Below are 22,778 nucleotides of genomic sequence, written 5' to 3'. Positions count from 1 at the left end.
GCAATTCCCCGCCTGCCTTTCCGTTTTTGACAAACGTCTTGCCGGTTTTGGCAAGACCGACTTTCCTCCTCCGCCGCACCATGAAGCCAGTCCCGTGAGTCCCCGGTCGTGTCATCCCGCGGCCGGATGGAACTCGGGGCCGGCAAGTTCGAACCATTCTCTAGTCGATGCAGTCTGCCGAGAAGGCCAGTCCCTGGCTTAACAACCATAAATCGTCAGATGACAATCTAGAGGACAACCTCATGAGTTCCATGGATTTCAGTCTTAAGTCGCGTCAGTTGAGGACCGCGATGGCTGCTGCCGCTCTGCTGGCGGCGGGCGGGACGGCGCAGGCCGCCACCGTCTCAAAGAGCGCGGAGTACACCTGTCCCTTTCCATTGATTAATGAGCAGCCGATCGTGGCGGAGATTACGACCGAGCTGCCAGAAACGGTGGAGGTCGGTGAAACGGTAGGCCCATTCCAGGTCGAAGCAACAACGCTGATCAATGAAGACTCCCGCACCGGCCTGACACTGGTCGGGTCGACCACGCTGGAAGGCACGGCTCAGGCCAAACAGACGATTATCACGCCGGCGGGCTCGGAGCCGCTGAATGTCAGCCTGACCATTCCCGAGACCGATATTCCGCAGACGACTGGCTCATTCGAGGTGCCGGCGAGCGGTCAGGCGCCTGAGGTCAGCTTTGACGACGCGGATGTCGGTTCAAACAACACCATTGAGCTCGGCAACCTGACGCTGGACATCACGGCCCGCACGGCCGATGGCAGCATCGCGCCCGATCCGATCGGTGAGTTTGTTGCTGACTGTACGCTGAATGCGGATCAGGATCCGCTGCTACACACGTTCGAGGTGGTTCCCGGAGGCCCGACCGAGGATCCGGCCGACATTGCCGTCACGCCCGAAGCCGTTGACTTCGAGCGGACCCAGAACGGTCTGACAGCCGAGCAGACAGTCACTGTGGCCAATGAGGGCGACCTGTCACTGGGGATCAATAACGTGACTCTGAGTGGCCCGGACGCCGACCGTTTCATGCAGTCCAGTGATTGCACTTCGGTTGCCGGTGGGCAGAGCTGCACGGTGACCGTGACCTACTTCGCGGAAGGCGATGCGACCCACAATGCCACGCTGACCATCGATTCCACGGACGCCGATGAGTCCAGTGTTGAGGTGCCGCTCTCCGGTGAGAGCTTCACCGAGAAAGTGCCGATGATCAGCGTTGATCCGACCGAGGTGGACTTCGGCACGGTGACGGTGGGCCAGACGCAGCAGCAGGATCTGACCGTGGAGAACACCGGTGAGGCCGTTCTGAACGTCACCAGCGTGTCGGTTGACGGCGATACCAGCCTGTCACTGGTCAATAACGGCTGCGTGAACGTGAATGCGGGCGCCACCTGCCCGGTCACCGTGGCCTATGCGCCGACAACCGAAGGTACGAATACCGCCGATCTGACCATCGAGTCCAACGCTGACGGCAATCCGGTTCTGACCGTGCCGCTGACAGGCGAGGGCGGCACCGGCAGTACGGTGGATTTCCTCCTGGACGTGGAAGGTCAGAGCATGATCGAGGCCAATGGTGGCACCCTGCCGCTTAACGGCACGATCGATGCCGTCCTGAACCTCTCCACCCGCATGTACGAGGCGGACCTCACGCTGGAGAAAACCAGCGGGACCTTTCGGATCATCCGGTTCTTCAGCCATCTGAAGGCCCAGGCTGACGTGGCGTTCGAGCAGGTTGGCAAGACCACCGGTTCGCTGATCGACGGCACGCTGACTTCCAAGTCCAAGGCCTATGTGGAGGTGCCGAAGGTCAGGGTGAGCCTGTTCGGCTTTGGTCTGCCGATCGGTGGTGGCGATGAGTGCCGCACAGCCGAGCCGGTCACGATCAACCTCGAGTCTCCCGAGGGCGAGACGTTCAAGCCGCTGGAAGGGGGCAACTTGACCGGCACCTATGAACTGCCGCCGCTCGAGAACTGTGGTGCCCTGACCGATATCATCAACCAGCTGATGGCCGGCCCGGGTAACACCATTGATCTGTCACTGACTCCGCAACTCTGACCGGAAGAGCAGGGAGGTTCTTCGGAGCCTCCCCTGTCGCTCTCCCAGAGGCGTAATGAAGGCCGGGCATATCGCCCGGCCCCCAACAAAAAAGGAACTGAACAATGAAGGGTCTGAAACTGAGTACGCTGGCGCTGGCTGTCGCGAGTCTGCCTCTGGCAGGCCACGCTGAGCTCAAGCCAATGAACAATGCGGACATGGGCAATGTCACGGGTCAGTCCGGTGTCACGATTGAGCTGGAAACCCGGGTTGCCATGGATGAATTCCGATACACCGATGAGGGGTCGCTTTCGGTCAGCGATATCACCATCGGCGGCGCGGATCGGGATGATCTGTTCCCCGGTGCCAATGTGCCGGGCGGGATTCCCAACGACCCCAGTGACAAGCTGGACAACCTGAAACTGGTGGTGGACGTTGAGGCGGACGGCGACGCAGTCATTGATGTTCTGCCGCTCTTTGGCTCTCCGGTCGACTTCGGAATCAGCACGGGTGAGTGGAACCTGGAGTCCTCGGACGGCAGCGGTGACTCGACGCTACTGATGGACAATCTCTCGATGGAAGGGATGTTCGGCTCGATGGATCTGCGTGTGGACACAGAGACCGACACACTGAACTTCAACACGCGATTCGCCATTGACGACTTCGATGCGGACGTGTCCTTCCTGGGCGTGGGCATCCGGGATCTGCGGATCACCGGGTCGGGCTATGACGACAACCCCAACGTCGTCACCGCCTTCGCGCAACTGGATATGGACATCTACAGCGCGCCGAATGCTGCCGGCACGGACAGCCTCGCCGTCGACATCAACGACTTCAGCGCGGACGTTGAAGTGGGTGGTGTGCTGATCGGCGGTACGTCGATCGGGTCGCTGAAGATGAACAACCTGTCCGTCACAGGCACCCAGATGCGGGTATACGGTCACCAGTAGGACGGGACACTAGCCCCTGCCGGCTCCGGTGGGGGCTTTTTACTGTGGGCGGCCGCAGAGACGACGGTCGTGGCATGCTGATTCATGGCGCCGAATCGGGTATTATCGATGGTTTTGGAGCGACGGTTTCTGTCGCCTCCGAGTCCGTTCACCAGTGCCCCGAGAGCGCCTTGTCATGGAACACACATATCGTCTGGTCATTTCCTGCCCGGACCGGGTGGGTATTGTCGCCAAGGTCAGTAATTTTCTGACCACCTACAACGGCTGGATCACCGAAGCCAGCCACCACTCCGACAACCAGGCCGGCTGGTTCTTCATGCGCCATGAGATCCGGGCCAATACCATTCCTTTTGGTCTGGATCAGTTCCGCGCGGCGTTTGAGCCCATCGCCCGGGAGTTCGACATGCAGTGGCATGTGGCGGACTCCGCGGCGCCCAAGAAGGTGGTGTTGATGTGTTCGCGGGAGTCCCACTGCCTGGCGGATCTGTTGCACCGCTGGCACAGCGGCGAGCTGAATGCGGAGGTCGCGGCCGTGATTTCCAATCACGACGACCTTCGCAGCATGGTGGAGTGGCACGGTATTCCCTACCACCATGTGCCGGTTTCCAGAGACACCCGTGAAGAGGCCTTTGCTGAGATCGGTGACCTGTTTGCCCACTATGAGGCCGATCTGGTGGTGCTGGCCCGCTACATGCAGATTCTGCCGCAGTCGCTGTGTGAGGAGTATTCCGGCCGGATCATGAATATTCACCACAGCTTCCTGCCGTCCTTTGCTGGTGCCCGCCCCTACCATCAGGCCTACAGTCGGGGGGTCAAGCTGATCGGGGCGACCTGTCATTACGTTACCGAAGATCTCGACGAAGGTCCGATCATCGAGCAGGACGTCATGCGGATCAGCCACAGCGACACCATCGATGACATGGTCCGTCTTGGTAAGGACGTGGAAAAGTACGTGCTGGCCCGGGGGTTGCGGGCTCACATTGAGGATCGCGTGATTATTCACGAGAACAAGACCGTGGTGTTCGACTGACCGCAGCGGAGACCCACCATGCGCCTGGGCCCGCGATGCCGTCGAATCGGGTGAATGTGGTATGATTCATCGTTTGATTCAACGCTTCCGGCGCCAATAAAAAGACTGCAAAGGAACCTTTCTCGATGGGTGAACTAGCCAAAGAGATCCTGCCCGTAAATATTGAAGAAGAGCTGAAACAGTCCTATCTGGATTACGCCATGAGCGTCATCATCGGGCGGGCGCTGCCCGATGTCCGGGATGGTCTGAAGCCGGTGCATCGCCGGGTGTTGTACGCCATGTCGGAGCTCGGTAACGACTGGAATAAGGCGTACAAGAAGTCGGCCCGCGTGGTCGGTGATGTGATTGGTAAATACCACCCCCACGGGGACTCCGCAGTCTACGACACGATCGTCCGGATGGCGCAGCCGTTCTCGCTGCGCTATCCATTGATCGACGGCCAGGGCAACTTCGGCTCCATCGACGGCGATAATGCGGCCGCGATGCGTTATACCGAGATCCGCATGGAAAAGATCGCGCACTCGCTGCTGGCGGATCTCGACAAGGAAACCGTTGACTTTGTGCCGAACTACGACGGCACGGAGAACATTGCTGAAGTCCTGCCGACCCGGATACCGAACCTGCTGGTCAATGGCTCATCAGGCATCGCCGTCGGTATGGCGACCAACATCCCGCCGCACAATCTGACAGAGGTTATAAACGGCTGTCTGGCGCTGATCGACAACCCGGACCTGACCGTGGATGAGTTGATGGAATACATTCCGGGGCCGGATTTCCCGACCAATGGGATTATCAACGGCCGTGCGGGGATTGTGGAGGCGTACCGCACGGGCCGGGGCCGGATCTATGTGCGGGCCCGCCACGAGGTCGAGCACAACAAGAAGACCGGCCGTGATGCCATCATCATCACGGAGCTGCCGTACCAGCTCAACAAGGCCCGTCTGATCGAGAAGATCGCCGAGCTGGTGAAGGACAAGCGCGTCGAAGGCATCACCGAGCTGCGGGACGAATCCAACAAGGAAGGCATCCGCGTGGTGATTGAGTTGCGTCGTGGCGAGAACGCGGACGTCGTGCTCAACAACCTGTTCGCCCACACCCAGCTTGAGACCGTGTTCGGTATCAACATGGTGGCGCTGATCAACGGCGAGCCGAAGGTGCTGAGTCTCAAGGATGTGCTGGAAGCGTTCGTCCGCCACCGCCGCGAAGTGGTCACCCGCCGGACTATCTACCTGCTGCGCAAGGCGCGCGAGCGGGGGCATATCCTTGAAGGCCTGACGGTCGCGCTGGCCAACATCGATCCGGTCATTGAGCTGATTCGCCAGTCGCCGACCGCCGCCGAAGCCAAAGAGAAGCTGGTGGCCCGCGGCTGGGAGCCCGGTCAGGTCGAGAGCATGCTCGAGCGTGCTGGTCAGGACGCCTGTCGTCCCGATGAGTTGCCGGAGATCTATGGTCTGCGCAACGGCCAGTACCATCTGTCACCGGAGCAGGCCCAGGCCATCCTGGATCTGCGCCTGCATCGCCTGACCGGTCTGGAGACCGAAAAGCTCCAGAAGGAATATGGCGAAATCATCGACCGTATTGCCGAGCTGATCCATATTCTCAGCGAACCGGCGCGCCTGATGGAGGTGATCCGGGAAGAGCTGGAAGCGGTGATCAACGATTATGGCGATGACCGCAAGACCGAGATCATCAGTTCCCGCCGGGACCTGACCGTGGCGGACCTGATCGACGAGGAAGACCTGGTTGTGACCATCTCCCACGGTGGTTATGCCAAGACTCAGCCGGTGGACGCTTACCAGGCGCAGCGTCGCGGTGGCCGTGGCCGGTCATCAACGACGATGAAGGAAGAGGACTTCATCGAGAGGCTGCTGGTGGCGAATTCCCACGATACCATCCTGTGCTTCAGCGACCGTGGCAAGGTGTACTGGCTACGGGTCTTCGAGATTCCCCAGGCCAGTCGTGCTGCCCGTGGCCGACCGATGGTCAACATTCTGCCGCTGGAGGAAGGTGAGCGCATCACGACCTTCCTGCCGGTGAAGGACTACCCGGAAGATCAGTATGTGTTGATGGCCACGGCCAATGGCGTGGTCAAGAAGACCGCCCTGCCGAACTTCTCCCGTCCGCGCAGTAGCGGCCTGATTGCGCTGTCGCTGGATGAAGGCGACATGCTGATTGGCGCGGCGATCACCGAAGGGCAGTCGGAAATCATGCTGTTCTCCTCGGCCGGCAAGGCGGTCCGGTTCAAAGAGGATCAGGTGCGGCCGCTGAGTCGGACGGCGCGGGGTGTGAAAGGCATTAATATGCCGGACGGCCACGAGGTGGTGTCACTGATTATCCCGCAGGACGATGGCCTGATTCTCACGGCGAGCGAGAATGGCTACGGCAAGCGTACCCAGCTTGATCAGTTCCCGAGCTACAGCCGTGGCAGCCAGGGTGTGATCGCCATGCAGTGCACCGAGCGCAACGGCAACCTGGTTTCCGCACTTCAGGTCTTTGAAGGCGATCAGATGATGCTGATTTCGGATAAGGGCACGCTGGTGCGTTCCAGCACGGAAGAAGTGTCCGTCTCGGGGCGCAATACACAGGGCGTCCGGCTGATCCGTCTGACTCAGGAAGACGAGCGACTGGTCGGCGTTCAACGTATTGCCGAAAACGGTATGGATGAGGAAGACGTCGACGGCGAAGAAGAATAACCGCCGACTGATGAGCACAAGAGAGCAGGGTGCATGAGCAGACAGTATAATTTTTGCGCCGGTCCCGCCGCACTGCCGACGGCAGTGCTGGAGCGGGCCCGAGAGGAGATGCTGGACTGGCGTGGCACAGGCATGTCGGTGATGGAAATGAGTCACCGCAGCGAGACCTACGTCGGTATTGCCCAGCAGGCGGAGCAGGACCTGCGGGACCTGATGGGGATATCCGATGATTACGCCGTCCTGTTCCTGCAGGGCGGCGCCAGCAGCCAGTTCTCCGCCATCCCCCTGAATCTCCTGGGCGGTCACGAGAGTGCGGACTACATCAACACCGGCAACTGGTCGAAGAAAGCCATCGCCGAAGCCCGCCGGTTTGCCGACGTCAATGTGGCGGCGAGCAGCGAGGCCAACGGGTTCATCGACGTGCCGGACCCGGACACCTGGCAGACGCGCTCCGATGCCGCCTATCTGCACGTCACGCCCAACGAGACCATCGGCGGGCTGGCGTATGACCGGTTGCCGGACAGTGGCGACGTGCCGCTGGTGGCGGACATGTCGTCTACCATCCTGTCGCGGCCGCTGGACGTCTCCCGTTTCGGGATGATCTATGCCGGCGCCCAGAAAAATATCGGGCCCTCGGGCCTGGTGGTGGTGATTGTCCGGCGCGACCTGTTGGGGCACGCCTCGCCAGCCACCCCAACCATGATGGATTACAAGGTACAGGCGGACAGCGGATCGATGTACAACACGCCGGCCACCTATTCCTGGTATCTGGCGGGGCTGGTATTCCAGTGGCTGAAGGAGCAGGGCGGTCTGGAGGCGATGGAAACCATCAATCGTCGCAAGGCCGACAAGCTCTATGGGTTCATTGATCAGAGCGACTTCTACGCGAACCCCATCGTGCCGGCGTTCCGGTCCTGGATGAACGTGCCATTCACGCTGCCGGATGACCGACTGGACAGTGAGTTTCTGCAAGGCGCGGAGGCCCGCGGCCTGCTGAACCTCAAGGGCCATCGTTCGGTGGGTGGCATGCGGGCGTCGATCTACAACGCCATGCCGGAGTCTGGCGTGGATGCCCTGATCGACTACATGGCGTCCTTCGAGAAGGAGCGGGGCTGACCATGAGTGACGAGCAGAGCCGTCTGGCGCAGCTTCGTGATGAGATCGATCGTCTGGATCGAGAGATTCTGGAGCGGATCAGCGCGAGGGCGCGTTGTGCGCAGGAAGTCGCTCACGCGAAGACGGTCGCGAATCCCGACGACGATGTGGTGTTCTACCGTCCTGAGCGTGAGGCTCAGGTGCTGCGGCGAATCAAGGAACGCAATCCGGGCCCGCTGTCCGATGAAGAGATGGCGCGCCTCTTTCGGGAGATGATGTCGGCCTGCCTGGCGCTGGAAAAGCCGATGCACATCGCGTTCCTCGGGCCGGAAGGGACGTTTACCCAGGCGGCGGCGCTCAAGCACTTCGGTCATTCGGTCATCAGCGTCCCTCTGCCGGCGATCGATGCCGTGTTCCGGGAGGTCGAGTCCGGGGCGGCCCAGTACGGCGTCGTCCCCGTGGAGAACTCCACCGAGGGCATGATCAACCACACGCTGGACATGTTCATGGCCTCCCCCCTGAAAATCTGCGGTGAGGTCCAGCTGCGGATCCATCACCATCTGCTGGCGTCCGCCGACAGCGATCCGTCGTCGATTCGCCGGATCTATTCGCATCAGCAGTCCTTTGCCCAGTGTCGCAAGTGGCTGGATACCCATTGGCACGGCATCGAGCGGGTGGCGGTGAGCAGCAATGCCGAGGCCGCGCGCCGGGCCAGCGAAGAGCCGGGGACGGCGGCGATCGCCGGCGATATGGCGGCCGAGCTGTATGGCCTGGCGACCATGGCCGGGACCATTGAGGATCGCCCGGACAACACCACACGGTTCCTGATTGTGGGTCGCGAGTCCGTTCCACCCAGTGGTCAGGACAAGACGTCCATACTCGTGTCGATGCGTAATAAACCCGGGGCACTCTACCACCTGCTGGCGCCGTTCCATGAGAACGACATCAGCCTGACGCGTCTGGAAACCCGCCCGTCACCGAGCGGGACCTGGGCGTATGTGTTCTACATCGATTTCGAGGGGCATGCCGAGGATCCGCCTGTGAAGAAGGTGCTTCAGACGATCGACGGCGAGGCGGTGGAGCTCAAGCACCTGGGCTCCTATCCCGTGGGTGTCCTGTAACAGACCCTGACGACTTTAAAGACTGGATTGGGAGTACGCATGCCGGTGGATTTTCAGCAGCGCGCCGTTGAGGGCGTCCGCGGATTGCAGCCCTACCAGCCGGGCAAGCCGATCGATGAAGTGGCCCGGGAGCATGGGCTTGATCCCGCCAGCATCATCAAGTTGGCCAGCAACGAGAATCCGTTGGGGCCCAGCCCGAAAGCCATGGCGGCGGCGCGCGAGGCGCTTTCGGAGCTGGCACGCTACCCGGACGGCAACGCCTTTCAACTGAAAAATGCACTGTCCGCACGCTTCGGGATCAACACCGACCAGATCACGCTCGGTAACGGCTCGAACGACGTTCTGGAGCTGGCGGCACGCACGTTTGCCGGTCCCGGAGCGGAGGTTGTCTTCTCCGAGTATGCCTTTGCCGTGTATCCGATTGCGACCCGGGCCGTCGGGGCTTCTGGCGTGGCCGTTCCCGCCCGGGACTGGGGACACGATCTGGATGCCATGGCCGCGGCCATTACCGAACGGACCCGGGTCATTTTCGTGGCCAACCCGAATAACCCGACGGGCACGGCCGTCGACCGGGACACGCTGGTGGCCTTTCTGGAGCGGGTGCCCGGGCATATCCCCGTGGTGCTCGACGAGGCCTATTGCGAGTACATGACCGATCCGGCCTACCCGGACGGTCTGGCCATGCTGTCGGATTACCCGAACCTGATTGTCGCGCGGACCTTCTCCAAAGCCTGGGGGCTGGCAGGTCTGCGGGTGGGGTATGCGCTGTCGTCCCCGGAGATTGCCGATCTGATGAATCGCGTTCGGCAGCCGTTCAACGTGGATAATGTCGCCCAGGCGGCGGCGACAGCGGTACTCGAAGACAAGGACTATCTTGCAGAATCCCGACGGGTGAACGAAGCCGGTCGCGATCAGTTGATGGCCGGTTTTGAGCGGCTCGGGCTGACGGCAATTCCGTCCCATGGCAATTTTGTCACCGTGGATACCGGGCGCGATGCCAATGCGGTGTTTGAGGCCATGCTGGGCGATGGCGTTATCGTCCGGCCGCTGGGGGGCTATGGAATGCCCCGCCACCTTCGGGTTTCGGTCGGGCTGACTGATGAAAACGACCGCTGTATCGCGGCACTCGGACGTGCGCTGGGAGCGGCGCCATGAGCACGGGCGACATGCCGAACCGGCCGGTATTCCGGCGCGTCGCCATCGTCGGCCTCGGCCTCATTGGGGGATCACTGGCGCTGGCCATCCGGGAACACGGGTTGGCTGGTACGGTGGTCGGGACCGATCGCCGGGATGACGAGACGCTTTGGGCCCGGGATCACGGGGTGATTGACGAGATGGCCTTTTCTGCCGCCGAGGCCGTGAAAGAGGCTGATCTGGTGGTGGTGGCGGTGCCGGTGCGGGCAACACGCGACGTCCTTGAGGCGGTTCGTCCGGCCCTCAGTGACCATGCGATTCTGACCGATGTGGGCAGTACCAAGGGCAGCTTCATTCAGTCGGTACAGGCGGTCTTCGGGGAGTGGCCGGAGCGGGTGATTCCCGGCCATCCGATTGCCGGGTCCGAGAAAAGCGGCATCCGGGCCGCGCACGGCGATCTGTTCGATCGCCATAAGATCATTCTGACGCCCCCGGACTCGGTGGCGCCGGAGGCCTTGGATCAGCTGACCCGGCTCTGGGAAGGGTGTGGCGCCCGGGTGCTGACTATGTCGGTGGACCGCCACGACGAGGTTCTGGCCGCGACCAGCCATCTTCCCCACCTGATTGCTTTTTCTCTGGTCGACACCCTGGCCGGAGAAGACGACAATCTCGACATTTTCCGGTATGCGGCCGGCGGGTTTCGGGATTTTACCCGCATCGCAGCCAGTGATCCGATCATGTGGCACGACATTTTCCTCTCTAACCGGGAGGCCGTGCTCAACATGATCGATCACTTCACGGCCGATCTAGGCCAGCTTCGCCAGGCGATCGAATCACAGGATGGTGAACGGTTGTTGCAGGTTTTCAGCCGGGCCAGGGCGGCCCGGGAACACTTCTCAAAAATGCTGTCAGGGCAGGCGTACGTGAACACAGAACAACAGAACCAGGTGACCTTCCGGCTCCAGCCGGGCGGCGCCGCTCAGGGGGACATCCGGGTTCCCGGCGACAAGTCGATGTCCCATCGCAGCATCATGCTCGGGGCGCTGGCGGAAGGGACGACCGAAGTGACCGGCTTTCTGGAGGGTGAGGACAGTCTCGCGACCCTGCAGGCTTTCCGGGACATGGGCGTCACCATTGAGGGGCCGGATCAGGGGGTTGTCCGTATCCATGGCGTTGGTCTCCATGGACTTCAGCCTCCCCACGGCCCGCTCTATCTGGGGAATTCGGGGACCGCCATGCGACTGTTTGCGGGACTGCTCGCCGGACAGCGGTTCGACACGGAGCTGACCGGGGACGCCAGTCTCTCCCGTCGTCCCATGAACCGGGTGGCCGACCCCCTGCGTCAGATGGGCGCCGTCATTGAGACTGGCGAGGGCGGGAAGCCGCCGCTGCGTCTGCGGGGCGGACAGACGCTGACGGGTTTTCACTATGACATGCCGGTGGCCAGCGCGCAGGTCAAATCCTGCCTGCTTCTCGCGGGGCTCTATGCCAACGGAGACACATCGGTCGCGGAGCCGGCGCCGACCCGGGATCACACCGAGCGGATGCTCAACGGGTTTGGCTATCCGGTGACGCGTGACGGGAACACCGCGCGCCTGAGCGGTGGTGGCCGACTGACAGGCGGCCCGATTGATGTGCCTTCGGATATATCCTCGGCGGCGTTCTTTCTGGTGGCCGCGTCAGTGGCACCGGGGGCTGACCTCCGGTTGCAGCATGTCGGTATCAACCCCACGCGTACCGGCGTGATCACGATTCTCCGCGAGATGGGGGCGGATATCACGCTGGAGAACGAGCGCGAAATCGGGGGTGAGCCGGTCGCGGACCTCCGGGTTCGGTACGCGCCGCTCAGGGGTATTCGGATTCCCGAGGATCAGGTGCCGCTGGCCATTGATGAGTTCCCGGTGCTGTTCATCGCAGCGGCTTGCGCTGAAGGAACGACACTGCTGACGGGCGCGGAAGAGTTGCGGGTCAAGGAAAGCGATCGTATTCAGGTGATGGCCGATGGGCTTGCGGCGATTGGCGTGGACAGTACGGTGACCGACGATGGCATCGAGATCCCTGGTGGACAGGCACTGCGGGGCGGCACGGTGGACAGTCACGGCGATCACCGTGTTGCCATGGCGTTCGCCGTCGCGTCGCTGCGGGCGGAAGGCGAGATAACGATCACCGATTGTGCCAACGTCGCCACCTCATTTCCCGGATTTGACCGACTGGCCCAGGAGGTCGGCATCCGGCTGACAGTAGAGGCTTGCGAATGAGCGATGCGAAGGAAATTCCAGTGATCACCGTCGACGGGCCGGGCGGTTCCGGCAAGGGCACGGTCACCCAGATGCTCGCCCGGAAGCTGGGCTATCATCTGCTGGACAGCGGGGCGCTTTACCGGCTGACGGCTCTGGCGGCCATGCGACATGGCGTTGATCTGGACGATGAAGCGGCACTGACGCGGGAGGCGCAGGATCTCAACGTGGCGTTTGAGCCGACGCCACCCGGCGAGCCGGCCCGGGTTCTGTTGGATGGTGTCGACGTGACGCGGGCTATCCGCACAGAAGAGTGTGGCGATAATGCCTCCCGGGTCGCGGTGATCCAGTCAGTGCGGGATGCCCTGCTGCAACGCCAGCGGGATTTCCGGGTGTCGCCGGGTCTGGTGGCGGACGGACGTGACATGGGGACCGTGGTGTTCCCCGATGCTCCGGTCAAGCTGTTTCTGACCGCAAGCGCCGAGGAGCGGGCCCAGCGGCGCCATCGTCAGTTGCTGGACTCCGGTGTGAGTGTTAGTATTGACGACCTTTTAGAGGATATCAGGGCACGTGATGACCGCGACATGAATCGGTCGAGTGCTCCTCTTAAACCGGCCGGGGATGCGCAAGTCATTGACTCGACAGGTTTAAGCATCGAAGAGGTGTTGGAAAGGGCATTGGCCGCCGCCAGTCGCGCCTGACCGCACCTTTTTGTTATTGGCCACCGGAAATCCGGACGAATCGCCAGCCTTGAGCGGATTCCGGTGATTTTGAACAGACCGTGTCGCTGGTAGCACGGGGAACACTTGCGTTGATCATAGGACATAGAATGAGCGAGAGCTTTGCGGATCTTTTTGAAGAGAGCTTAAAAGACATTGACATGCAGCCCGGTTCCATCGTCCAGGGGACCGTGGTGGATATCGATAACGACTGGGTCACCGTGAATGCGGGTCTCAAGTCCGAGGGGACCATCCCGGCCAGCCAGTTCCTGGACAAGGAAGGAACGCTGGAAATTGCGGTCGGTGACGTAGTTGACGTGGCTCTCGACGCAGTTGAGGACGGCTTTGGCGCCACACGCCTGTCACGCGAAAAGGCCAAGCGGGCCGAAGCGTGGAAGGTGCTGGAGAAGCGCTTCGAGGACGAAGAAGTCGTCAAGGGCATGATCAGCGGCAAGGTAAAGGGCGGTTTCACCGTCGATCTGAGTGGCATCCGGGCGTTCCTGCCGGGGTCGCTGGTGGATGTGCGCCCTGTGCGCGACACCGCGCATCTCGAAAACAAGGAACTGGAATTCAAGGTCATCAAGCTCGACCAGAAGCGCAACAACGTGGTGGTTTCCCGCCGCGCGGTTCTGGAAGCCGAGAACAGTGCCGAGCGCGAAGCACTGCTTGAGACCCTGACCGAAGGTCTGGAAATCAAGGGTATCGTCAAGAACCTGACCGACTACGGTGCGTTCGTTGATCTGGGTGGTGTTGACGGCCTGCTGCACATCACTGACATGGCGTGGAAGCGGATCAAGCATCCGAGCGAGATCGTCAATGTGGGTGACGAGATCACCGTCAAGGTCCTGAAGTTCGACCGCGAGCGGAACCGGGTATCTCTGGGTCTGAAGCAGCTGGGCGAAGATCCCTGGGTCAACATCAAGGATCGCTATCCGGAAGGCATGCGTGTTGCGGCCAATGTCACCAACCTGACCGACTACGGCTGCTTTGCCGAGCTGGAAGAAGGGGTGGAAGGTCTGGTCCACGTGTCCGAAATGGACTGGACCAACAAGAACATCCATCCGTCCAAGGTGGTCCAGGTCGGCGACGACATCGAAGTGATGATCCTCGACATCGACGAAGAGCGTCGTCGGATCTCGCTGGGTATCAAGCAGTGTCAGGCCAACCCCTGGGAAGAGTTCTCCGCGAACTACAACAAGGGCGACCGCATCACCGGTAAGATCAAGTCCATCACGGACTTCGGCATCTTCATCGGTCTGGAAGGCGGCATCGACGGTCTGGTTCACCTGTCCGACATCAGCTGGAACGAGTCCGGTGAAGAAGCGGTCCGCGAGTACAAGAAGGGCGACGAAGTTGAAACCGTCATCCTGTCTGTGGATCCGGAGCGCGAGCGCATTTCCCTGGGCATCAAGCAGCTCGAAAGCGATCCGTTCGCCGAGTTCGTTCAGCTCAACGACAAGGGCTCCATCGTGAGCGGCACTGTTGTGAGCGTCGACGCGAAGTCCGCGACCGTGTCTCTCAACGAGGAAGTGGAAGCGGTCCTGAAGGCGTCCGAGATCAGCCGTGACCGGGTGGAAGACGCCCGCAACGTGCTGAACGAAGGCGATGAAGTGGAAGCGAAGATCATCAGCATCGATCGCAAGAACCGCGTCATCAACCTCTCGGTCAAGTCCAAGGATGTCGAGGACGACAAGGCGGCGCTTCAGAGCGTTCGTGAGAAGTCCGCTGACACGTCCAGTGCGACGACCATCGGCGATCTGATCAAGGAACAGATGCAGCAGCAGAACCCGAAAGAGTAACGGGGCGCTGTCGCCGAAATGAAAAAAACGGGCTGTAACAGCCCGTTTTTTTTGTCTTTTTTTTGGCTTTGGCTAAACTAGTCTCATGGAAGAGAAGTCCGGACCGGATTTCCTGTCGAGAATGAGAAGGAAAAACCAATGACAAAATCGGAACTGGTCGAGCTGATTGCCTCCAAGCAGACCCAGCTCTCGGTGAAGGATGTGGAGCTGGCGGTCAAAACCATCATCGAACACATGTCGCAGTCGCTGGCCGAAGGGCAGCGTATTGAAATTCGCGGTTTCGGTAGCTTCTCGCTGCATTACCGGGCAGCCCGGACCGGGCGGAACCCCAAAACCGGCGACCCTGTGCAGCTTCCCGCCAAATACGTCCCGCATTTCAAGCCCGGCAAAACCCTCCGTGAGCGGGTCGATGCCAGCATGAAGCGTGGTTACTGAGGGCGTCGGACGCCGATAATGGTCCCGGACCGGCACGACGCGTCAGGCGACGCCCGCCTGCGGTGTGGTAGTATGTGCTGACATCGCGCGGGTCACAATGATGAGAGGGAGCCGCTGACCAATGGCCTGGCTGCAGAAAGTCATACTTGCTCTGGTTGTCATCTTTTTGATTCTGGTGGCACTGATCTTTTCCCTGAATAATCAGGAAACCGTGTCACTGAATTTCCTGTTTTTTCAGACGGCGTCCTACGGTGTGGCCTTCTGGCTCATACTGGCGTTTGTCGCCGGGGCGGTGATCGGCATTCTGGTGACGACTGTTGCCACTCTGAAAGTTTCCGCCGAGCGTCGTCAGCTTCGGCGTAAACTGTCCCAGGCTGAAAAATCCCTGAACAAGGCGAGCTCGGAGCCCGCCCGGACGCACTGATGGACACCGTATTGCACTGGCTGTTACTGGTGATAGCGGTTGCGGCGGGTTGGTTCATGGGCCGGTGGGGGCGCAGTGAAACCCGGCGTGGCCGCGGCATTCATGACGAGCCGTCGGTTCGGGACCGGCTTCAGTTCCTCTTTACCAACTATTCCGATCAGGCGATTGAGAATTTTGTTCAGTCGTTGGCAGTCAACCGCGATACCGTCAATCTGCACCTGTCCGTCGGCGCCCACTTTCGCCTGAAAGGTGAGACCGACCGCGCCATTCTGATCCACCAGAACCTGCTGGCCCGCCCTGAACTACCGTCCCGATTCTCCCCTCAGGTGACTCAGGAGCTGGCAGAGGACTACATGAAGGCTGGTCTTCTGGACCGTGCCGAAGCGTTACTGCAGGAGCTGCTTGGCAGCCGGGACTACAGTCGTAAGGCGTCCAACCAGCTGATCGAGCTCTATCAGCAGGAGCGCGAGTGGGACAAGGCCCGGCAGGTGGCCGAGGTGCTTGCCAGCCATGAGTCGGACGACGCCCTGAAAAAGCAGCTAGGGTACCTGACCTGTGAGATGGCGGACGAGGCCCTGCAGCGGGATGACCGCTGGGAGTCCCGGCGGCTGGCCCGGGAGGCGCTTGAGAAAGACCCGACCTGCGTGCGCGCGAACTTTCTGCTGGCGGACATTCAGCAGCGTCAGGGAAACGATCGGGAAGTCACCAAGGTTCTTTTGAAGGTCTTCGACCAGAACCCGGCGTTCGGTCCGGAAGCCATCGAACAGCTCATGCAGCAGGCGCGGGCCCGGAACCAGGTGGGGCGCCTGACCCGCCGCCTGAGAAAACTGTATGAAGCCTGGCCCAGCACCAGCCTGTTATTGGCTCTGGTGGAGTCGGTGGAGCGGGGGTCTGGCCGGCGGGCTGCTATTGATCTGTTGCGTGAGGAGCTGGAAAAGCGCCCGAGTGTGCGTGGCCTGCTTCGTCTGGTGGCGCTTGCTGGATATGAGAAAGGGATGACCACGGACGAGGGCCGGCTGGTGAGCCGGATCGGTCAGATGCTGCTGGCGAGCCGGCCAACGTACCGGTGCACGAACTGCGGCTTTGAGGGACGCCAGTTGCACTGGCTGTGTCCGAGCTGCAAGAACTGGGAAACCATCCAGCCGATTCAGGGCGTGGAAGCCGAATAATCCCAACGTTTGACCCCCCATTGGAGTGAATCATGCTGTACGCCGACGTCACCGGCCCCCGTGTCATTGTCGCCCTGGACTTTGCGGATCAGACCCCCGGATTGGAATTGGTTGACCAACTCGATCCTGGCCTGTGCCGGCTCAAGGTCGGCAAGGAAATGTTCACCCGCTTTGGTCCGGATTTTGTGCGGCAACTGACCCGCCGGGGCTTCGGTGTCTTTCTAGACCTGAAATACCATGACATTCCCAACACCGCGGCGGCTGCGGTGGAGGCCGCCGCCGATCTGGGGGTCTGGATGGTGAATGTTCACGCCTCGGGTGGTGAGACGATGATGGCGGCCTGTCGGGAGCGGTTGGAGAAGGTCGCTGGTAATGACCGGCCGTTGTTGATCGGGGTCACGGTGCTGACGAGTTTCGGGGCGGACGATCTGCGCCAGATCGGTGTAGCGGGGTCGCCGGAGGAGCAGGTGGACCGTCTCTCGTCTCTCGCCTATAACGCCGGTCTCGATGGTGTGGTCTGCTCGGCTCAGGAGGCGCCGATATTGCGCGAATCGAGAGGGCCGCGCTTCCAGCTGGTGACCCCCGGCATTCGTCCCGCATTCGCCGCGACGGACGATCAGAAGCGCATCATGACGCCCAGCGAGGCGTTGTATGCCGGTAGTGATTATCTGGTGATCGGGCGGCCGATCACCCAGGCGGATCGGCCGCTGGAGGCGCTGGAAGAGATTCAGGCGGAAGTGACAACGGCGTTGAACTGAATCGCCGGGATGGTCGGCGAACCGGGGAGGTTGCGTTGACGAAGGAGCCCAACGATCGCATGAGGGCAACCCGGTGCGTTGTTGGGCGTCCGTTGTCAGCCCAACCGACGGTTCGACGGTTTCCGGCCATTTTTCGAACAGACATAAAAAAAAGCCGCTGATCAGACTCAGCGGCTTTTTTCGGAATAGTGGCTCCCCGAGCTGGGCTCGAACCAGCGACAACCTGATTAACAGTCAGGCGCTCTACCAACTGAGCTATCGGGGAGCATCGTCAGCGACGAGGCGCGTATACTACGATGGCCTTCGCCGGCGGTCAAGGGAACCTCTGAAAAAAGAGACCCAAGACGATTACCCCAATGCCGTGGCAAGACGGCTGACCGCGTTCTTCAACGTGTCCAAACCGGTCGCGAAGCTCAGGCGCATGTGCCCGGGGCAGCCGAACGCGGAGCCCGGAACCAGCGCGACTCCGGCCTCTTTCAGCAACAGTTCGGCGAGTTCCACGTCGGTGTCGACATCATCGCGCGCGTCGATAACCGCCTGAAAGCTCGGGAAGGCGTAGAAGGTACCGTCGCCTTTGAGGCACTCAACGCCGGGCAGCTCATTCAGGGCATCAACCAGCCAGTCATGGCGTTCACGGAAGGCGCTGACCATTTCGCCAACACAGTCCTGGGACCCCTCGAGCGCTGCCTGGGCGGCGGCCTGGGAAATCGACGCCGGGTTGGAGGTGCTCTGGGACTGGATCTTCTTCATGGAGCCGATCACGTCGGCCGGCCCCGCGGCATAGCCAATCCGCCACCCGGTCATGGAGTACGCTTTGGAGACGCCATTCAGGACGAACGTCCGATCCTTGAGTGACGGCGTCGCGTTGACGATGTTGGCAAACGGTCGACCGGTCCAGAGGATCGGTTCGTACATGTCATCGGTGGCGATCATGATCTCCGGATGCTTTTCCAGCACCGCGCCGATGGCCTGAAGCTCCTCCAGTGAATACGCCATGCCGCTGGGGTTGGACGGGCTGTTGATCACGAACAGGCGCGTCTTCTCGGTAATGGCGTTCTCAAGCTGCTCCGGCGTGATCTTGAAACGGGTGTCCGCGGAGGTTTCAAGGATCACCGGGGTGCCCTCCGCCACCTTGACCATATCCGGATAGGACACCCAGTAGGGCGCCGGGATCACCACCTCATCCCCGGGATTCAGTGTGGCCAGAGCCAGGTTGAAGAAACTCTGCTTACCGCCACTGGAGACCAGAATCTGGTTTGCCTCGTATTCCAGTCCGTTGTCCCGCTTGAATTTGTCGATGATCGCGCTCTTCAGGGCCGGAGTGCCGTCCACTGCCGTGTATTTCGTCTGGCCACCCTGGATGGCCTCAATGGCGGCCTCCTTGATGTGGTCCGGGGTGTCGAAATCCGGCTCCCCGGCGCCCAAGCCAATGATGTCCTGGCCCGCGGCCCTTAGTTCCGCCGCTTTGTTGGTGACAGCGAGGGTCGGGGAGGGTTTGATCGCTTGTACTCGGTTTGACAGTTGACGGTCCAAACTAGCGCTCCTTCGATGAGTCGTTAGAGGCAATCACAGACGGCCCATCCGGGCCGGGTCTGCGCTGTCGGAGTGAATGACTCCGTGGCTCAGGGGGGAATGTTACCATGTCGACTGCGCCGGGATAAGGAAACCCAGACGGATCGCCGTTGTCGTCATGGTGGATTCGCAAGGGGCTTGCCGGTTATTGGCGACGTTTTCCCAAGAGGAGAGGGTATGAGTCAGGCATTCAGAGTGGCGTCCGATTACCGTCCGGCCGGCGATCAGCCGGAAGCCATTGATGGGGTTGTGGATGGTATCGAATCGGGTCTTGCCCACCAGACGCTGCTCGGTGTGACCGGTTCCGGGAAAACCTTCACCATTGCCAATGTGATTGAGCGCGTTCAGCGTCCGACCATTATCATGGCGCACAACAAGACCCTGGCCGCCCAGCTGTACGGCGAATTCAGGGAGTTCTTTCCGGACAATGCGGTCGAGTACTTCGTCTCGTATTACGACTACTACCAGCCGGAGGCCTATGTGCCGTCGTCGGACACCTTCATCGAGAAGGACGCCTCGGTGAACGAGCACATTGAGCAGATGCGCCTGTCGGCGACCAAGGCGCTGCTGGAGCGTCAGGATGCGATCATTGTCGCCACCGTGTCGTCCATCTACGGTCTGGGCGACCCACAGTCCTACCTGAAGATGATGCTGCACCTCGACCGCGGCGACGAAGTGGACCAGCGGGCCATCCTTCGTCGTCTGGCCGAGCTGCAGTACACCCGGAACGACGTCGAGTTCCATCGTGCCAATTATCGGGTCCGGGGCGATGTGATCGATGTGTTTCCGGCCGAATCCGAGAATGAGGCGATCCGCATCGAGCTGTTCGATGACGAGATCGAGAACCTCAGTTACTTCGATCCGCTGACCGGCGAGATTCTCCGACGCGTGCCGCGCGTGACGATCTACCCGAAGACGCACTATGTGACGCCGCGCCAGGTGGTGCTCGATGCGGTCGAAAGGATCAAGGTGGAGCTGGACGAGCGCCTCACCCAACTGCGCGACAACAACAAATTGCTGGAAGCGCAGCGACTGGAGGAACGGACCCGTTATGACATCGAAATGATGCTGGAGCTGGGCTACTGCAACGGCATCGAGAACTATTCCCGATACCTGTCTGGACGCGCGCCGGGCGAGGCCCCTCCGACGCTGTTTGATTATCTGCCAACGGACGCGATGCTGGTGGTGGACGAATCCCACGTCACCATTTCCCAGATCGGTGCCATGTACAAGGGCGACCGCTCGCGCAAGGAGACGCTGGTGGAATACGGCTTCCGCCTGCCATCGGCACTGGACAACCGGCCCATGCGATTCGATGAGTGGGAGCGCATCGCGCCGCAGATGATCTTCGTTTCCGCTACCCCCGCTGATTATGAACAACGGCACAGTGGTCAGGTCGTGGAGCAGGTCGTGCGTCCAACCGGCCTGCTGGATCCGGAAATCGAGGTCCGGAGTGCGTCGACACAGGTCGATGATCTGCTGTCCGAAATCCATCAGCGTATCGAGGCCCGGGAACGGGTTCTGGTAACGACCCTGACCAAACGCATGGCAGAGGATCTGACGGATTTCCTTCAGGAGCACGATGTTGCCGTGCGGTATCTGCATTCCGACATCGACACCGTCGAGCGGGTGGAGATCATCCGTGACCTGCGCCGCGGTGAGTTTGATGTGCTGGTCGGGATCAACCTGCTCCGGGAGGGGTTGGATATGCCGGAAGTGGCCCTGGTGGCGATCCTGGACGCCGACAAGGAAGGGTTTCTGCGCTCCGAGCGATCCCTGATCCAGACCATTGGCCGTGCCGCGCGGAATGTGCGTGGTAAGGCCATTCTCTATGGCGACCAGATTACCGGGTCGATGCAGCGCGCGATTGACGAAACCAGCCGGCGCCGGGCCAAGCAGCAGGCCCATAACGAGGCCCATGGCATCACGCCCACCGGGCTGAACAAGAAGGTTGCAGACATCATGGAAGGAGCCGCCGGGCGACAGCCTGAGCGGCCGGGGGAGAAAGCCGCGGAAGAGGCGGAAGCTTACCGTGCAAGAGTGGGCGACAAGGCCCCGGAAGAGCTGCTCAAGGACATTTCGAAACTTGAAGACGAAATGTACAAGGCCGCCTCCGACCTGGACTTCGAGAAAGCCGCCCGGCTTCGGGATGAGGTTCAGGCGCTCAAGGAAGCGTCAATCCGCACTGCCTGAAGAAATGGGTGGCTTGTCGTACCAGATGCTTACATCAGACAGCCAGGGCAGGTCGGATGAGGCGTCCTGCAAGCGTTGCGTCGTGACCGCGCGATCCAGCCGGTCACTGGCGCTGATGTACACGTCCACGGAAACCGTGTGATCCAGATAGTGGAGAATCAGGTCGTGCAGGTGTGCATCGCCAAGTAGTGGCTCCCAGCGCCGACGCAGAGAGGCTTCAATGGACGGGCGGCCGGGTGTTGGTGTCCGGTCCGGCTCGCCGTGCGAATCGTCCTCGGCGTCGATGTGGAACGTGACTTCCCGGATTTTAGGGAAAGCCTGCTTCACCCGCTCCCGCACGTTCACGCCAATTTCGTGTCCTTCGGACACACTGATGCGCGGATTGACCCGCAGATGCAGATCCAGCAGCACGCCGCTGCCCATTCGCCGGCTGCGCAGCGCATGCACATCGGCGACGCCTTCGGTCTCCCCGGCCAGTCGGTACAGGGTTCGGGTGGTTTCTCCATCGAGTGCCGTGTCGACCAGTTCCCGAAGGCTGGCCCAGGTGAGCTGCCAGCCGATGTGAGCAACGACCAGCCCGACCACGATGGCCGCGACGGCGTCCAGCCAGGGGTAGCCCGCCATGGCACCGGCGGCGCCGATCAGCACCACAATGGAGGACAGGGCGTCCGTCCGACTGTGCCAGGCGTTGGCGACAATCAGGTCTGACTCGATCCGCAAGCCGACGCGACGTGTGTAGTGATAGATCCACTCCTTGCTGAGGACCGACACAAGGGCGACAACCAGCACCGGCCAGCCGGGCGCGACGATGTCGGTGGGGGCGGCAATGAGGTGGTGGAGGCTGTCCCACGATACGGCGCCGGCAATGGCGATCAGAAAGCTGCCCAGCAGCAGGGTGCCAATGGTCTCGAAGCGCTCATGGCCATAGGGATGATTCCAGTCCGGGGCGCGTCTCGAGGCGCGCATGAGCCCCAGAACGACGGTGTCCGACAGCACATCCGAAAAGGAGTGAATGCCGTCCACCACCAGCGCCTGGGAATGGAACACCATCCCGACAACGCACTTGAAGACGCCAAGCAGTGCATCAAGCACCATGCCGACGAGGGTGACGCGAGTGGCCGCGGCCGCATCCCGGCGCCGCCAGGTGCGATCAGGCCCGGAAGCTGTTGACATCGATCGTTTGCCCCGTTCCTCTGTTGACATTTATGCACAAGTGCCCGACCAGGAGGGCGTTGTTGAATAATCGTTAAACCTTGTCACAAACAGGCTTTTTCGGATCATAACCAACTGATTTTTAAGAGATTAATAATTGATCAAAAAGTAACCAATTTGCAGATGACCGCCAGTGACAAGGGATCAGGAACGCTGAAGCCGGATTTTCAACAGAGTTATCCACAGATTTCGTGGACAATGTCG

Annotated in this window: 16 protein-coding genes, 1 tRNA gene and 1 pseudogene; 15 read left to right on the top strand and 3 right to left on the bottom strand. The window is 61.1% G+C overall.

Translation table 11 applies throughout. The features are described 5' to 3' along the window. Window positions 1–242: 242 nt before the first annotated feature. The 14 genes and pseudogenes from C8D92_RS04890 to pyrF all read left to right on the top strand — a co-directional run bounded on the left by C8D92_RS04890 (window position 243) and on the right by pyrF (window position 17,597). A complete protein-coding gene (locus tag C8D92_RS04890) occupies window positions 243–2,054 on the top strand; it encodes a choice-of-anchor D domain-containing protein (RefSeq protein ID WP_243402360.1) in 1,812 nt (603 codons plus the stop codon). 104 nt (window positions 2,055–2,158) lie between these two features. Next, a complete protein-coding gene (locus C8D92_RS04885) occupies window positions 2,159–2,983 on the top strand; it encodes a DUF6160 family protein (protein WP_116918578.1) in 825 nt (274 codons plus the stop codon). Window positions 2,984–3,158: 175 nt separating this feature from the next. Next, entirely contained in the window at window positions 3,159–4,013 is an 855-nt protein-coding gene (purU, locus tag C8D92_RS04880) for a formyltetrahydrofolate deformylase (protein WP_095610282.1), read from the top strand. Between the two features lie 125 nt (window positions 4,014–4,138). Continuing rightward, a complete protein-coding gene (gene gyrA / locus C8D92_RS04875; protein ID WP_116918577.1) occupies window positions 4,139–6,706 on the top strand; it encodes a DNA gyrase subunit A in 2,568 nt (855 codons plus the stop codon). 33 nt (window positions 6,707–6,739) lie between these two features. After that, complete coding sequence (gene serC, locus C8D92_RS04870; RefSeq protein WP_116918576.1) at window positions 6,740–7,822, top strand: 3-phosphoserine/phosphohydroxythreonine transaminase; 1,083 nt, start codon at window positions 6,740–6,742, stop codon at window positions 7,820–7,822. A gap of 2 nt (window positions 7,823–7,824) precedes the next feature. Continuing rightward, entirely contained in the window at window positions 7,825–8,922 is a 1,098-nt protein-coding gene (gene pheA, locus C8D92_RS04865) for a prephenate dehydratase (protein WP_116918575.1), read from the top strand. A 39-nt stretch (window positions 8,923–8,961) separates the two neighbouring features. Next, a complete protein-coding gene (gene hisC, locus C8D92_RS04860) occupies window positions 8,962–10,077 on the top strand; it encodes a histidinol-phosphate transaminase (protein ID WP_116918574.1) in 1,116 nt (371 codons plus the stop codon). Further along, window positions 10,074–12,314, top strand: coding sequence for a bifunctional prephenate dehydrogenase/3-phosphoshikimate 1-carboxyvinyltransferase (locus tag C8D92_RS04855; protein WP_423837065.1), 2,241 nt, complete (start codon window positions 10,074–10,076; stop codon window positions 12,312–12,314). Before hisC ends, C8D92_RS04855 begins: the two co-directional genes overlap by 4 nt. Next, complete coding sequence (cmk, locus tag C8D92_RS04850; RefSeq protein ID WP_116918573.1) at window positions 12,311–12,994, top strand: (d)CMP kinase; 684 nt, start codon at window positions 12,311–12,313, stop codon at window positions 12,992–12,994. The genes C8D92_RS04855 and cmk overlap by 4 nt, the downstream gene beginning before the upstream one ends. Window positions 12,995–13,122: 128 nt before the next feature. Next, window positions 13,123–14,811: a 30S ribosomal protein S1 gene (rpsA, locus tag C8D92_RS04845; RefSeq protein WP_095610276.1), complete on the top strand. Its 1,689-nt coding sequence runs from the start codon at window positions 13,123–13,125 to the stop codon at window positions 14,809–14,811. 135 nt (window positions 14,812–14,946) lie between these two features. Further along, window positions 14,947–15,246, top strand: a pseudogene (locus C8D92_RS04840) (integration host factor subunit beta); the annotation flags it as partial. Window positions 15,247–15,367: 121 nt separating this feature from the next. Beyond that, the gene (locus C8D92_RS04835) at window positions 15,368–15,670 is read left to right on the top strand and encodes a LapA family protein (protein ID WP_116918572.1); all 303 of its coding nucleotides are present in this window, start codon (window positions 15,368–15,370) and stop codon (window positions 15,668–15,670) included. Beyond that, window positions 15,670–16,839 carry a lipopolysaccharide assembly protein LapB gene (lapB, locus tag C8D92_RS04830; protein ID WP_116918571.1) on the top strand — a complete coding sequence of 390 codons (1,170 nt, stop codon included), beginning with the start codon at window positions 15,670–15,672 and terminating at the stop codon, window positions 16,837–16,839. Before C8D92_RS04835 ends, lapB begins: the two co-directional genes overlap by 1 nt. A 32-nt stretch (window positions 16,840–16,871) precedes the next feature. Next, the gene (gene pyrF, locus C8D92_RS04825) at window positions 16,872–17,597 is read left to right on the top strand and encodes an orotidine-5'-phosphate decarboxylase (protein ID WP_116918570.1); all 726 of its coding nucleotides are present in this window, start codon (window positions 16,872–16,874) and stop codon (window positions 17,595–17,597) included. Window positions 17,598–17,786: 189 nt separating this feature from the next. Here pyrF and C8D92_RS04820 read toward each other — a convergent pair. Next, window positions 17,787–17,862 (bottom strand) — tRNA-Asn (locus C8D92_RS04820). Window positions 17,863–17,945: 83 nt separating this feature from the next. Then, window positions 17,946–19,130 (bottom strand): pyridoxal phosphate-dependent aminotransferase, encoded by a 1,185-nt coding sequence (locus C8D92_RS04815; protein WP_116918569.1) that lies wholly within the window; start codon window positions 19,128–19,130, stop codon window positions 17,946–17,948. Between the two features lie 216 nt (window positions 19,131–19,346). Between C8D92_RS04815 and uvrB the strand changes: the two genes are divergently transcribed. Then, window positions 19,347–21,362 carry an excinuclease ABC subunit UvrB gene (uvrB, locus tag C8D92_RS04810; RefSeq protein ID WP_095610019.1) on the top strand — a complete coding sequence of 672 codons (2,016 nt, stop codon included), beginning with the start codon at window positions 19,347–19,349 and terminating at the stop codon, window positions 21,360–21,362. On the opposite strand, the gene C8D92_RS04805 is transcribed toward uvrB, so the two are convergent. Then, the gene (locus C8D92_RS04805) at window positions 21,345–22,535 is read right to left on the bottom strand and encodes a cation diffusion facilitator family transporter (RefSeq protein WP_116918568.1); all 1,191 of its coding nucleotides are present in this window, start codon (window positions 22,533–22,535) and stop codon (window positions 21,345–21,347) included. The two genes, uvrB and C8D92_RS04805, sit on opposite strands and share 18 nt — an antisense overlap. Window positions 22,536–22,778 lie beyond the last annotated feature (243 nt).

The sequence above is a fragment of the Tamilnaduibacter salinus genome (assembly GCF_003096655.1).
GTDB classification, from domain to species: Bacteria; Pseudomonadota; Gammaproteobacteria; order Pseudomonadales; family Oleiphilaceae; genus Tamilnaduibacter; species Tamilnaduibacter salinus.
Note: the sequence above shows the minus strand (reverse complement) of the source record. Positions and strands in the feature narration are given on the sequence as shown.